The sequence below is a fragment of the Pseudomonas sivasensis genome, from assembly GCF_021391435.1.
Classification (GTDB): domain Bacteria; phylum Pseudomonadota; class Gammaproteobacteria; order Pseudomonadales; family Pseudomonadaceae; genus Aquipseudomonas; species Aquipseudomonas sivasensis.
In genome coordinates this window covers 382,747-395,364 of record NZ_CP090029.1, presented here as the reverse complement: position 1 = coordinate 395,364, position 12,618 = coordinate 382,747, and the positions used below count along the sequence as shown (strand labels likewise).

Genomic DNA, 12,618 nt, shown 5'->3' with positions numbered 1-12,618 from the left:
GCTTGAATGTCATCACCCTCTAGGCCTTGCGCACCCGCGTCAGCTCAGACAAACCGATCTTGAGCAAGCGCGCGGTCTTGCTCACGGCCAGCTCTTCCAGACCTTCATGTTCGGTCAGTCGTGCCATCTGCGCCGCCAGGTTCACCACCAGCGCATCCCGGGCATACACCCCGCCCTCCAGTGAATAAATCGCGGCGATCAGCTGGCGCAACTCCAGCGGCAAGCGCCAGCGCGCCCGCAACGCCGAACCAAAGGCGGCGCCGAAGGTGTAAAGGGACTCACCAATTGCTTCGTCATCCAACGCCCCGCCGCCCTGGCGCCAGTCTTCCAGGCAGCGCAGCAATGCCAAATCACCCAGCCGATGCAGAATGCCGGCGGCGTAACAGCGCTCGTGATCCAGCTCCAACATGCGCGCCAGGCGACCGGCAAAGTCGGCGGTGTCCTGGGACACCTGCCAATGACGCTCGGCGTAAGCCTCCAAGCCCGGGTCGCCCAGCACCACATTGTGCTTGAGAGCCAGGCCGAGGATCAGGTTCATGCTTTGCCCAGCGCCGAGCTTGTGCAAGGCCGACGGTAGCGTCTGCACCGGCTTGCCGTGATGGCCGGCGCTGTTGGCGGCAGCGACCAGCACGGCGGTGATCTGCGGGTCCATGCGCACGAGGTGTTCCAGGCGTTTGAGGTCCAGGCCATCAGGCCCGAGGCTGGCTTGTACGGCAGCTTTCACATCGACCCGCAACGGCGCGCCATCAGACGCTTCGCGACGACGCTCCAGAAACACGGGCAACGTCATGCCGGGCGCCAGCGGCGGAATTTCGCAGTACACGTTTTCGCCTTCATTAAGCAGCAGATCCTGCAGGCGCTGGGTCAGGCTTTCCATGTTCAGGGGTTTGGTGAGGTACGCCGTGGGCGCCAGGGGCAAGGCTTCACGCACGCTGGCGCTGTCATTGCGACTGCTCAGCAAAATAAACGGTAACGCGGGCGAGCGGCGTTGCTGGCGGACATTGCGCAGCAGGCTCAGGCCGTCGATGCCCGGTAGCTCCCAATCCGCCAGGATCAGGTCGTAGCCCTTTTCGCGCAGCAACGTAGCCGCGTGCTGCCCATCGGCACACACATCCAGCCGCGCGTCGCAACGCACATTCAACAGCACTTGCTTGAGCAGATCCCGCGACCAGGGATCCGCCTCGGCAATCAACACACGGGGTACAGCCGGTAAATCAACAGCAGTCATCCAGCACGCTCCATCGGCAATGCTGCAACCTTAGACAACGCAAGCCCATACGTACAATGAACAAGGCCTGAATACGCGGCAACGGGCACAAAAAAACCCGCCGAAGCGGGTTTTTTCTGTCGCAGAGGTCAGCTTGCGCTTACAGCTCCGAGAAGCACTCTTCGATGATCGCCAAGCCTTTGTCCAACTGCTCGTCCGGCGAGGTCAGCGGGACCAGGACGCGCAACACGTTGCCGTAAGTGCCGCAGGACAGCAGGATCAGACCCTTGTCGCGCGCCTTGGCTACTACAGAGGCAACGGCCGCTGCGTTTGGCTTGTGGCTGTCGCCGTCTTCGAACAACTCGACCGCGATCATTGCGCCCAGGGCACGCACTTCACCGATCACCGGGTACTTGGCCTGGATAGCTTTCAGACCGGTCACCAGACGCTCGCCAACTGCTTTGCAGCGGTCCAGCAGGTGCTCTTCTTCGAACACTTCCATCACCGCCAGCGCAGCGGCGCACGCGATCGGGCTACCGGCGTAGGTGCCGCCCAGGCCGCCTGGAGCGATGGCGTCCATGTATTCAGCCTTGCCGCACACACCGGCCAGCGGGAAGCCGCCAGCGATGGATTTGGCGAAGGTGGTCAGGTCGGCGGCAACGCCCATCTGTTCCATGGCAAAGAAGGTACCGGTACGGCCGGCACCGGTTTGCACTTCGTCAGCGATCAGCAGGATGCCGTGCTTGTCGCACAGCTCGCGCAGACGCTTCATGAACGATTTAGGCGCGACGTAGAAACCGCCTTCGCCCTGCACCGGCTCAATGATGATGGCTGCAATGTCACGCGGCTCGGCATCGTTCTTGAAGATGCGTTCGATGCTGGCGATGGAATCGTCGTCGCTCACACCGTGCAGCTCGTTCGGGTACAGCGCGCGGAACACGCCGCCTGGCATCAGGCCCATGCCGGCCGAGTAAGGCACGACTTTGCCGGTGAGGCCCAGGGTCATCATGGTGCGGCCGTGGTAGGCGCCGGTGAAAGCGATCACGCCAGCACGGCCCGTGGCGGCACGGGCGATTTTCACGGCGTTTTCAACGGCTTCGGAACCGGTGGTGACCAGTAGGGTTTTCTTGACGAAATCACCTGGCACCTTGGCGTTGATCTTTTCGCACACTTCTACGTACGGCTCGTAAGCCAGTACCTGGAAGCAGGTGTGGGTCAACTTGTTCAGTTGCTCGGTCACGGCGGCGATGATTTTCGGGTGCACGTGGCCGGTGTTCAGCACGGCGATACCGCCGGCGAAGTCGATGAACTCGCGACCTTCAACGTCGGTCACGGTGGCGTTCTTCGCCGATTCAGCGAAGATCGGGTGAATCTGGCCAACACCGCGTGGTACAGCGGCTTCGCGGCGTTTCATCAGGGATGCGTTGGTCTTGCTCATAAAGTCCTCATTCGCCACTCATCGGGTGGCGTGGTCCAAGGAATACGTGGCGGGAGGCAACTACGGCAGCATGCGATGATCGACTGCCACAGCTTTCCCGGCCACTACGAATAACGGTGTGAAACACGCAAAGGGTCAGCGCTCTCGTGCCCTTTGCGTTTACTGCAATGCCAAACCGGGGCTTAGATGCCCAGGCAGAGGTATTTGATTTCCAGGTAATCCTCGATCCCGTACTTGGAGCCTTCACGGCCCAGGCCCGAGGCCTTGATGCCGCCGAACGGCGCCACTTCGTTGGAGATCAACCCGGTGTTGACGCCGACCATGCCGTATTCCAGGGCTTCAGCCACGCGGAACACACGGCCCAGGTCGCGGGCGTAGAAGTAGGAAGCCAGGCCGAACTCGGTGTCGTTGGACATCGCGATCACTTCGGCTTCGTCCTTGAAACGGAACAGCGGCGCCAGCGGGCCGAAGGTTTCTTCCTTGGCGACAGCGGCGTTTTTCGGCACGTCGACCAGGATGGTCGGCTCGAAGAAGTTGCCTTCCATCACCTTGCCACCGGCCAACAACTTGGCGCCTTTGCTCAGGGCATCCGCGATGTGCTCCTGAACCTTGGCCACGGCTTTTTCGTCGATCAGCGGGCCGGTGGTGGTGCCGTCTTCCAGACCGTTGCCGATCTTCAATTTGGCCACCGCCACTTTCAGTTTTTCGGCGAACGCGTCGTAGACCGAGTCCTGGATGTACAAGCGGTTGGCGCAGACGCAGGTCTGACCGTTGTTGCGGTACTTGGAGATGATCGCGCCTTCGACGGCCTTATCCAGGTCCGCGTCGTCGAACACGATAAACGGCGCGTTGCCGCCCAGTTCCAGGGAGACTTTCTTGATGTCCTTGGCGCATTCAGCCATCAGTTGACGACCGATTTCGGTCGAGCCGGTGAAGGACAATTTACGCACGATCGGGTTGCTGGTCAGCTCGCCGCCGATGTCACCAGCGCTGCCGGTGACCACGCTCAACACACCTTTCGGGATACCGGCACGGTGGGCCAGCTCAACCAGCGCCAGGGCCGAGAACGGGGTTTGCGACGCAGGCTTGATCACCATGGTGCAACCGGCGGCCAGGGCCGGGCCGGCTTTACGGGTGATCATCGCGGCAGGGAAGTTCCAAGGAGTGATAGCTGCGGTCACGCCGATTGGCTGCTTGATCACGATCAGGCGCTTGTCGGGCTGGTGGCCGGGGATCACGTCGCCATAGATGCGCTTGGCTTCTTCGGCGAACCACTCAATAAAGGACGCGGCGTAGACGATTTCGCCCTTGGCTTCGGCCAGCGGCTTACCTTGTTCGAGAGTCATCAGGCGACCGAGGTCGTCCTGGTTTTCAATCAGCAGTTCGAACCAACGGCGCAGCTTGTTGGCGCGCTCCTTGGCGGTCAGCGCACGCCAGGCCGGCAGGGCCTTGTCGGCGGCTTCGATGGCACGGCGGGTTTCCGCGGCGCCCATCTTTGGCACGGTACCGAGAATCTCGCCCGTGGCAGGGTTGTTGACCTTGATGGTTTGACCATTGTCCGCATCGACCCAAGCGCCATCGATAAAGGCTTGCTGGCGGAACAACTGGGTATCTTTAAGCTGCATGTCGGCTTTCCTTAACAGCACCGCGCGCACGCGGAGCGAATTAGAGTTGTTGAAAGGCGCCTTGTGGGCTGCCGTCAGGGAAATCAGCCCCAGCACGCGAGAAAGATGAATGCGCACGGGAGACAGAGCGTTTGAAATCTCAAACGAATCCTAGGATCAATGGGGGTACAGGGCAATAGTCTGTTCGAAAAAAAGAACGAAAATGGCGCATTAGCCAGAACTTTCAGATCAGCGCGCTCCCGCCACGTTCCCACACCTTGACCACCGGCCCCCGACTTAGGGCCTTTTCCTACCGGTCTAGCGCCAAACACCAGCATGGACGCCCAAGGACGACATGGGTATGATGTCGCCCGCACAAGCATCCGTAGCTCAGCTGGATAGAGTACTGCCCTCCGAAGGCAGGGGTCGTGGGTTCGAATCCCGCCGGGTGCACCAGATACAGATGAAAAAGCCCCAGGTCGAAAGGCCTGGGGCTTTTTTGTGGGTCAACGCTTGTGCAACGCCTCCAGCCGCGCTGGCAGGTCTTCCTCGGGGAAGCGCGCGTGCAGCGCCAGCAGTTTTTCATCCGCGGCTTTGCTTTCACCCGCTTCACGCAAGCGCACAATCGCCTGCAACTCCTCCTCCAATGACGGCAGCGCGAGCGGCGCGCGCTTGCTCAGCTTTGCCGCGGACTGATCTGCCAGCGCTCCGGCGATCTCAGCCTGAACCGGTGCACTTTCAACCTTGGGCGCGGCGGCGATGCGAGCCATCGGTGCAGGGGCGGACAACGCTTGCGGCGCAGGGCGAGCGGCTTCTTCGTGCAAGGCGGAGAAGGTCGCTGTGGATATCTCGGCTTGCGGCACCGGTGAGCGCATGACCACGCCGATCATCAGCGCCAAGCCGGCCACGGTGGCGAATGCCATTTGCCAGCGCGGGCGTTGGCAGGCGTGCAGCCAGCGTTGCCACAAGCTCGGTGGCGGCGCCGGGGCTTCGCGGCGGGCGGTGTTGAGGATAAAGGCGTCGAGGGACGCGGGCGGTTCGCCGGGGCTGTGTTGACGAAAGTGCTGGAGCAGCTCGTCGTCAGGGGTATGTCGGGAGTCAGTCATACAGGTACCTCCTCGGCCAGCAGACGACGCAATTTCTGCTGGGCGTAGCGCAAGCGGCTTTTTACGGTTTCCAGCGGCGCGTGGGTGAGCGCGGCGATTTGCGGCACGTCCAAATCGCCGTGCAGGCGTAGCAGGAAGACTTCGCGCTGGTCTTCGGGCAAGGCTTGCAGGGCGGCGTCGAGGCGCGCTTGGTCGCGGCTCAGGCTTAGCTGTTGCTCAGGACCGGCGCTATCGTCGGGCTGGGCGTGCAGTTGCTCGTCGTAGCTGTCGTGCAACGGGTTATGGATGCCGTGCTTGCGCCAGTAATCGATCAGGCGGTTGCGGGCGATCTGGAACAGCCATGTACGAAAGCTCGCCCGACCTTGTGGCTGGGTGCTGCTGCGGATCAGGCTGAGCCAGGTCTCCTGGTAGATTTCCTCGGCCAGTTCGGCCTTGTTGCTCAGGGACACGAGGAAGCGGTAGAGGCCCTGGCGGTGGCGCGCGTACAAGACTTCGAACGCGGCGGCCTCGCCGGTGCGGTAGCGGGCCAGCAGGGATTCGTCGCTGGGTGGATCATCGGGAACAGCCATGTAGGGGGCAAACTCCTTTTGTAAAGTTAACGCTGTTCAAGTGTGGGAGGGGGCTTGCCCCCGATAGCAGTGGGTCAGTCAAAAATGTACTGATTGATCTACCGCCATCGGAGGCAAGCCCCCTCCCACATTTGATCCGTGTCGTGGTTAAGATCAGGGTTTTAGGCTTTGGGCCAATTCCACCAGTTGCACGAATTCATTTCTCAGGCCGAACGGGTCATCGCCTCGCGCCGAGCGGGCGAGTGCGGCAGTGTCCTTCAAGCTCATGTTGCCAGTGTAGCGGCCATCGCCCTTGAGCTGTTGGGCGAAGGCGGCCACCGCCGCCGCGAAACGCAGGTCGTCGCTGGCCTTAGTGGTTTCGTTGCTGATGGGCCGTTCGATCAAGCGGCTATCACCGCCCGCCGCAGGCTTGTAGCGCACGCGCACCATCGCCAGTTCATTGGACTTACCTTCCGCCGCAGGCGCGCTGGCATAACGCAAAGGCTCCAACCAGCCCTTCTCGCCCTTCGGCACAATTTCGTACAGCGCTGTCACGGTATGCCCTGCGCCGATCTCGCCGGCGTCTACCTTATCGTTGTTGAAATCCTCACGCTTCAAGGCGCGGTTTTCATAACCCAGCAGGCGATATTCGCTGACTTGGGCCGGGTTGAATTCCACCTGCAATTTCACATCCCGCGCAACCACTGCCAGGGTTGAACTGAGTTGGTCCACCAGCACCTTACGGGCTTCGCGCAGGGTGTCGATGTAGGCGTAGTTGCCGTCGCCCGCATCGGCCAGTTGCTCCATCAGGTGTTCGTTGTAGTTATCCACTCCGAAGCCGAGGGTGGTCAGTGAGACACCGCTTTTTCGCTGCTCGGCGGCCATCTGCTTGAGGCTGTCGAAGTCGCTGATGCCCACGTTGAAGTCACCGTCAGTGGCCAGCAGGATGCGGTTGATGCCCTTGTCGATAAAGCCTTCGCGGGCCATCTGGTAGGCCAGTTCGATGCCGGATGCGCCTGCCGTGGAACCGCCGGCGGTGAGTTGATCAATAGCATTGCGGATCTTGGCCTTGTCGCGCCCCGATGTTGGCTTGAGCACCACGCGGGATTCACCGGCATACACCACCAATGAAACTCGGTCCTGATCACGCAACTGGTCCACCAGCAATTTCAGTGTGCTTTGCACCAGCGGCAACCCTTCGCGGCGATCCATGGAGCCGGACACGTCCACCAGAAACACCAGGTTGGCCGGTGCGAGCTCCGCCACTGCACGGTCGGACGCCTTGATGCCGATGCGCAGCAGTTGGGTGCGCGGGTTCCATGGGGTAGCGGCAACTTCGGTGGTCACGCCAAACGGTGAGCCGTCGGTGGGGAGTGCGTAGCTGTAGGGGAAGTAGTTGACCATTTCCTCCAATCGCACAGCGCCTTCGGGCGGCAGGCTGCCTTGGTTGAGGAAGCGTCGTACGTTGGCGTAGCTGCCCGTATCGACATCGACGCTGAAGGTGGACACCGGCGTTTCGGACGCACGGTGCACCGGGTTGTCCGGCAGGTTGGCGTATTGCTCGCGGGGTTCGCTGCGATAGTCCATCGCTGCTGATTCCTGCATGCGCATTGGGGCGGGCATTGCCATGCGTTTGACCAACGCGCCTTGGACCGGCGCGCTTTGCAGCTCGGCGACGGGGGCCGCCGGTTTGGCCAGCTCAGGCGAAGACGACAGCCCACACCCGGCCAGCGCTACCAGCACGGTAACCGCAAAGCCTTGGGCAGCAGGACGCAGGAAGAGCAGAGGGTAGGACATGGGCTGAGCCTCGTGAGTGAATAATCCGTTCACAAGGTCAGACGCAAGGTGCGGGTGGTTCGGGTTAAACCTGATTCAGAAAACACTGCAGTTCAAGTGTGGGAGGGGGCTTGCCCCCGATGGGGATGGGTCAGTCACCCGATGCAGTGATTGACACTAAGCCATCGGGGGCAAGCCCCCTCCCACATTGATCTGAGGCGCGTTCAGAATCGAGGTCAGTCCGTGCCGTACTTCGGGTTACGCGGGCCGTACAGGATCCCGGCGCGTTGACCCGGCGACAGCAATCGCGCACTGGTGATGCCGGCAATCGGGTGCGCCGCATCGGTGGAGCTGTTGATCACCTGCTTGACCGCTGCCGTAATCAACATGCCCACCAGGCCGCCACCGTTGTTGTTGCCTTCCTCGCTGGACGCACGTGCGGTGCCGGTCCACAGGGTGGTGCCGGTGCGCAGGTCCACCAGTTTGGCCGAGGCGGTCACGGCAGTGTCGCTGGTGATCAGCATGTACTTGGTGCCGTACTCGCTGACGGTGATGTACAGCGCCGCGTCCGCGCCGAAGATGTCATGCAGCTTGGTCGGCGCCAGGCCTTGGATATCGTTGGCGGTGGTCAGGCCGTTCTGGCGGAAGGTTTCGTCCACCAAAGCGATCGGCAACACGTAGTAACCAGCTTCGGCCAGCGGGTAGGTCACTTGCGAGACCAAGCTGTACGAGGCCTGCACTTCCGGCGATTCGTTGATCGGTGGCAGCACCAGGATCGATTTCGGCCGAGCCTGTTTATACGCCGTGTAATCCACGGTCTTTGGCGTCGCGCAACCGCCGAGCAAAGCCAAGGCCAGCAGGGCGCCAGTGAGTTTCAACAGGCTCATTTGGTGGCCACTCCGGTCTTGGCGTTTTTCAGCAGAAAGTCCATGTAAGCAGCGGACTCGGGGAACAGTGCCTTCTCGGTGCGGAACTCCTGCACCATCTGGTCATCCTTGCCCATGCTCAGGTACAGCATGCCCAGGTGCGCGTGGTAACCCGGCGGTGCCTTGCGACCACTGGCGTTGATCTTTTGCAGATCGCGCTCCAGTGCCTCGACCTGCGCTTCCTTGGGCTCGCCCTTGAAGTACTCGTAAACCTGCGGCTGGTAGCTTTCCCATTGATACAGGGGTTGGGGCGCCGTGTGGCACCCGGCGACCGCCGCGATTGCTGTCAGCATCAGCGCCAACTTCACTGCCTTGCTCATCCGTGTACTGCTCCTTGAGGTGTTGCTGATCAGTTGCGCGGGTTCCAGGCGCCGGCGTTGATGCCGTCGACAAGGCGGTTGATCGCTTCGCGCATGGCCAGGTCCAGAACCTTGCCATTGAGGGTGGAGTCGTAGCTGGCGGTGCCGCCGAAGCCGACCACTTCACGGTTGGACAGCGCGTATTCACCGGCGCCCTGGGTGGAATACACCACTTCGGACGTGTTGATGTTGACGATATTCAACGCGACTTTGGCGTAAGCCACTTGGGTCTTGCCACGGCCGAGGATGCCGAACAACTGGCGGTCGCCGGTTTCTTTACGACCGAACTCGGTCACGTCGCCCGTTACAACATAGTCAGCACCCTTGAGCTTCTGCGCGGTGCCTTTGATCGCAGCTTCCTGGGAGATTTCGCCCATGTTGTCGCGGTCCAGCACGCTGAAGCGATTGGTTTGCTGCAGGTGAGTGATAAGGATGGTCTTGGCCTGACCGCCGAGGCGGTCGACGCCATCGGAGAAGATGCCGCGCATGTAGCTGGAGCGGTTGTCGAACTTACCTACAGCAATCGGCACGCGCACGCCGGAATAGGCGACGTTTGCACTGGCGACTTGCTCCACCGGCAGGGCTCGGTTGCTTTCGGTGGCGCAACCGGCCACGGTCAGCAGCGCTGCGACGGTGAGGCCTGACAGCAGGATTTTGGAGAGTGCTTTCACGTAGTGCTCCTGGGGTGATAAATCGGGGGGTAGACAGCGTTAGCGAGAAGGAATGGCGCGCAGGTCATCGACGATGTCGCGACTCAAAACGCCGGTATAAAAACGCTCGACGCTGGAGTTACCGGAGTTGGTGATAATGCCGCCCATGGTTCTCCATTTTTGCGCCTCGCCCATTACGCCAGCAGGCACAAGGTTGTTACGCGTCTTGGCAAAATGCAGCACCTCGCCAGCGCCCTTCTTGACCTTGACCTGATAGCTGAAATCGACAGCGGCCAGAATGGTGTTGTCATCAACGATCAACGTCGAGAGGCCGCCTTTTGAGTCCGGGATATGGCGCGTATAGACAATGCTGACATCCAGCAGGTAATCGGCCTTTTCTTTGCTCGGCGCATAACGCTTGGCGCTGAGCAGACGGTCGACCAGATCGACGCCGAGTTGTTGGCGAACCTTGTCATCCGGCAAAAAACGCTCGTTCTTGCCCACGACCTCAACATCAAACGTGTCGAGCCAGTAAGTGGCGTTCTTGGGAATGGTGACCGGCGCCGGGGAGATGTAGTACTCCGGCTTGGAGGCGCAGCCCGCCATCAGGCAGGCAGCAATGAAAATGGCGAACACGCGCATGTATGACTTCTTCCCTGAAAAGTATCGTGCTTTAAACAATCGCGGCATTTTACGGGGTTGAGAGGGCTTCTCAAGTGCTTTTGGTCGCCTGCGTGCGCCGCCGCACATTCCTCAAGTTGTGTAACATCCTGTCGAGACACTGTTTTGTGTTTGTTTATTAATAGGGATATTGCGTGTTTAAAGTTTTCCTTCGGGCTACGGCCCTGATCGCGACGCTGTCGATGACCGGCTGCGTTTCCTACACCGTCACCGGCCCTATCGCCGCCCCGCTCCACCCGGTAGCTGTCAGCAGTCCACGCAGCGCGCAAATCGCTGATGTGGCGGTGAGTGCTGCCGACGTTAACGAGGCCAACAAGGCTGCCATCAGCAGCTCCCTGACGGCCCAGATCAGTCAGTACGTGCGCACTGCGGGTTACTTCAAGCAGGTCACCGAGTATCCGGTACGCCTGGGAGAGCAAGACGTAACGCTCAAATTCAACATGACTTCTCTCAAAGGCCATCGCAGCCCGCACCCGGCGTACGTACCCGGCGCGCTGCTGACGCTGACCATCTGGATCTGGGTCAACGGCCCGATCTACGTCGACAGCTTCGAGGTGGCCGGCGACCTGGTGATCGTCGACCGCAACGGTAAAGAGCTGGCCAAGGCCAAGGATTCGATCAAATTCGAACATAACGTCGGGCTTTACAGCGGCCAATATTGGGCACCTTCGATGGGCGGCCAACAGCTGACCAAACTGGTCGGGCAACTGCTCGATACCGCCACTGCCAACTTGGCCAAGCCATAATTTCAAGGAGCGAAGCATGAAAGGATTGATGAAACACAGCCTGGTACTGGCCGCCGTGTTGTTGACCGGTTGCGTGTCGTATTCACAGCACGAACTGCCAGCCGTGCAACCCTGGCCGCCAACCGCTAACACCCCGGCGCAAAAACCCACGGCGTACGTGCACACCACAGCGCAAAACCACGTCAACGGCGGCCCGGGCAACGCTGCGGTCGGCGCCCCGGTGGTGCTGTGGGAAAAGGCCGTGGCCGATTCCTTTCGCGAGTCCAACCGTTTTACGCGGGTGAGCACCGACAAGGTCGACTCGGATATCTACGTGGATGCCACGCTGCATAACAACGAAGAGTACAGCCCGGTGTCGGCGTTCATCACCGGCTTCACGTTCTTCATCATTCCGTCCACGGCGAAGAATATTTTCACCTTGGAGACGGTGTTCAAGGACAAGGATGGCAAGGAACTGGGTCGGGTCAAAAAGAGCGAATCGGTGCGCACCTGGATGCATCTGGTGCTGATCGTAGGCATCCCATTCCAGGCCGATACACGCGAAGTCGTGGAAGCGCTGACGCGCAGTACGCTGGATGAAGCGGTACAGCGCAAGTTGCTATGACCTCACACCACTGAAGCAGGCCCAGTGGGGCTTGTTATGTGATGAACAGAAGCTTTTTTGTGGTGAACAGGGGCTTTTTTGTAGTGAGCAGGGGCATTTTTGTGGTGAGCGGGCTTGCCCCGCGTTGGGCTGCTAAGCAGCCCCTGGTACAAACACTGCACCTTTTCAGACAGAACGCATTGCCTGGCCTTGGGGCCGCTGCGCAGCCCAGCGCGGGGCAAGCCCGCTCACCACAGATCGGTGTTGCAGGCTGCTAACCGGTGCAGCGCAAGTTGCTCTGACCTCACCCCACTGAAGCAGGCCCAGTGGGACTTGTTATGTGATGAACAGAAGCTTTTTTCTGGTGAGCAGGGGCATTTTTGTGGTGAGCGGGCTTGCCCCGCGCTGGGCTGCGAAGCAGCCCCTGGTACAAACACTGCACCTTTTCAGACAGAACGCATTGTCTGGCCTTGGGGCCGCTGCGCAGCCCAGCGCGGGGCAAGCCCGCTCACCACAGATCGGTGTTGCAACCTGCTAACCCGTGCAGCGCAAGTTGCTCTGACCTCACACCACTGAAGCAGGCCCAGTGGGATTTGTTATGTGATGAACAGAAGCTTTTTTGTGGTGAACAGGGGCTTTTTTGTAGTGAGCTGGGGCATTTTTGTGGTGAGCGGGCTTGTCCCGCGCTGGGCTGCGAAGCAGCCCCTGGTAAAAACACCGCATCCTTTCAGACAGAACGCATTGTCTGGCATTGGGGCCGCTGCGCAGCCCAGCGCGGGGCAAGCCCGCTCACCACAGATCGGTGTTGCAGCCTGCTAACCGGTGCAGCGCAAGTTGCTCTGACCTCACACCACTGAAGCAGGCCCAGTGGGACTTGTTATGTGATGAACAGGAGCTTTTTTGTGGTGAACAGGGGCTTTTTTGTAGTGAGCAGGCTTGCCCCGCGCTGGGCTGCGAAGCAGCCCCTGGTACAAACACCGCGTCCTTTCAGACA

General features: G+C 60.6%; 12 protein-coding genes and 1 tRNA gene. 3 read left to right on the top strand and 10 right to left on the bottom strand.

Annotated elements, in window-relative coordinates; all coding sequences use genetic code 11:
* Window positions 1–19: 19 nt before the first annotated feature.
* The 3 genes from LRO94_RS01775 to gabD form a co-directional block, all read right to left on the bottom strand.
* Entirely contained in the window at window positions 20–1,228 is a 1,209-nt protein-coding gene (locus tag LRO94_RS01775) for an HDOD domain-containing protein (protein ID WP_179179681.1), read from the bottom strand.
* Between the two features lie 139 nt (window positions 1,229–1,367).
* On the bottom strand, window positions 1,368–2,645 hold the full coding sequence (gene gabT, locus LRO94_RS01770) for a 4-aminobutyrate--2-oxoglutarate transaminase (protein ID WP_032884867.1): 1,278 nt from the start codon (window positions 2,643–2,645) through the stop codon (window positions 1,368–1,370).
* 182 nt (window positions 2,646–2,827) lie between these two features.
* A complete protein-coding gene (gene gabD, locus LRO94_RS01765) occupies window positions 2,828–4,270 on the bottom strand; it encodes an NADP-dependent succinate-semialdehyde dehydrogenase (protein ID WP_095186318.1) in 1,443 nt (480 codons plus the stop codon).
* Window positions 4,271–4,628: 358 nt separating this feature from the next.
* Here gabD and LRO94_RS01760 point away from each other — a divergent pair.
* Window positions 4,629–4,705: transfer RNA gene (locus LRO94_RS01760), tRNA-Arg, on the top strand.
* A gap of 50 nt (window positions 4,706–4,755) precedes the next feature.
* Here the strand turns inward: LRO94_RS01760 and LRO94_RS01755 are convergent.
* From LRO94_RS01755 to LRO94_RS01725, 7 genes are all read right to left on the bottom strand, one after another.
* A complete protein-coding gene (locus tag LRO94_RS01755; RefSeq protein WP_179179682.1) occupies window positions 4,756–5,355 on the bottom strand; it encodes a hypothetical protein in 600 nt (199 codons plus the stop codon).
* Entirely contained in the window at window positions 5,352–5,924 is a 573-nt protein-coding gene (locus tag LRO94_RS01750) for an RNA polymerase sigma factor (RefSeq protein WP_032884859.1), read from the bottom strand. The genes LRO94_RS01755 and LRO94_RS01750 overlap by 4 nt, the downstream gene beginning before the upstream one ends.
* A gap of 153 nt (window positions 5,925–6,077) precedes the next feature.
* Window positions 6,078–7,700, bottom strand: coding sequence for a vWA domain-containing protein (locus tag LRO94_RS01745; RefSeq protein WP_179179683.1), 1,623 nt, complete (start codon window positions 7,698–7,700; stop codon window positions 6,078–6,080).
* A gap of 215 nt (window positions 7,701–7,915) precedes the next feature.
* Window positions 7,916–8,566: a DUF799 domain-containing protein gene (locus LRO94_RS01740; protein WP_032884857.1), complete on the bottom strand. Its 651-nt coding sequence runs from the start codon at window positions 8,564–8,566 to the stop codon at window positions 7,916–7,918.
* Window positions 8,563–8,925, bottom strand: coding sequence for a DUF4810 domain-containing protein (locus tag LRO94_RS01735; RefSeq protein WP_032884856.1), 363 nt, complete (start codon window positions 8,923–8,925; stop codon window positions 8,563–8,565). Before LRO94_RS01735 ends, LRO94_RS01740 begins: the two co-directional genes overlap by 4 nt.
* Window positions 8,926–8,954: 29 nt before the next feature.
* The gene (locus LRO94_RS01730) at window positions 8,955–9,635 is read right to left on the bottom strand and encodes a CsgG/HfaB family protein (RefSeq protein ID WP_179179684.1); all 681 of its coding nucleotides are present in this window, start codon (window positions 9,633–9,635) and stop codon (window positions 8,955–8,957) included.
* Window positions 9,636–9,674: 39 nt separating this feature from the next.
* On the bottom strand, window positions 9,675–10,256 hold the full coding sequence (locus LRO94_RS01725; protein WP_032884853.1) for a hypothetical protein: 582 nt from the start codon (window positions 10,254–10,256) through the stop codon (window positions 9,675–9,677).
* 173 nt (window positions 10,257–10,429) lie between these two features.
* Between LRO94_RS01725 and LRO94_RS01720 the strand changes: the two genes are divergently transcribed.
* Both LRO94_RS01720 and LRO94_RS01715 read left to right on the top strand, forming a co-directional pair.
* Window positions 10,430–11,041 carry a hypothetical protein gene (locus tag LRO94_RS01720; RefSeq protein WP_095186321.1) on the top strand — a complete coding sequence of 204 codons (612 nt, stop codon included), beginning with the start codon at window positions 10,430–10,432 and terminating at the stop codon, window positions 11,039–11,041.
* 16 nt (window positions 11,042–11,057) lie between these two features.
* Window positions 11,058–11,645: a lipoprotein gene (locus LRO94_RS01715; RefSeq protein WP_032884850.1), complete on the top strand. Its 588-nt coding sequence runs from the start codon at window positions 11,058–11,060 to the stop codon at window positions 11,643–11,645.
* Window positions 11,646–12,618: the final 973 nt, after the last annotated feature.

Coding starts and splice junctions, on each gene's coding strand:
- LRO94_RS01775 (WP_179179681.1), bottom strand. CDS start 1,228: ATGACTGCTGTTGATTTACCGGCTGTACCCCGTGTGTTGATTGCCGAG.
- gabT (WP_032884867.1), bottom strand. CDS start 2,645: ATGAGCAAGACCAACGCATCCCTGATGAAACGCCGCGAAGCCGCTGTA.
- gabD (WP_095186318.1), bottom strand. CDS start 4,270: ATGCAGCTTAAAGATACCCAGTTGTTCCGCCAGCAAGCCTTTATCGAT.
- LRO94_RS01755 (WP_179179682.1), bottom strand. CDS start 5,355: ATGACTGACTCCCGACATACCCCTGACGACGAGCTGCTCCAGCACTTT.
- LRO94_RS01750 (WP_032884859.1), bottom strand. CDS start 5,924: ATGGCTGTTCCCGATGATCCACCCAGCGACGAATCCCTGCTGGCCCGC.
- LRO94_RS01745 (WP_179179683.1), bottom strand. CDS start 7,700: ATGTCCTACCCTCTGCTCTTCCTGCGTCCTGCTGCCCAAGGCTTTGCG.
- LRO94_RS01740 (WP_032884857.1), bottom strand. CDS start 8,566: ATGAGCCTGTTGAAACTCACTGGCGCCCTGCTGGCCTTGGCTTTGCTC.
- LRO94_RS01735 (WP_032884856.1), bottom strand. CDS start 8,925: ATGAGCAAGGCAGTGAAGTTGGCGCTGATGCTGACAGCAATCGCGGCG.
- LRO94_RS01725 (WP_032884853.1), bottom strand. CDS start 10,256: ATGCGCGTGTTCGCCATTTTCATTGCTGCCTGCCTGATGGCGGGCTGC.
- LRO94_RS01715 (WP_032884850.1), top strand. CDS start 11,058: ATGAAAGGATTGATGAAACACAGCCTGGTACTGGCCGCCGTGTTGTTG.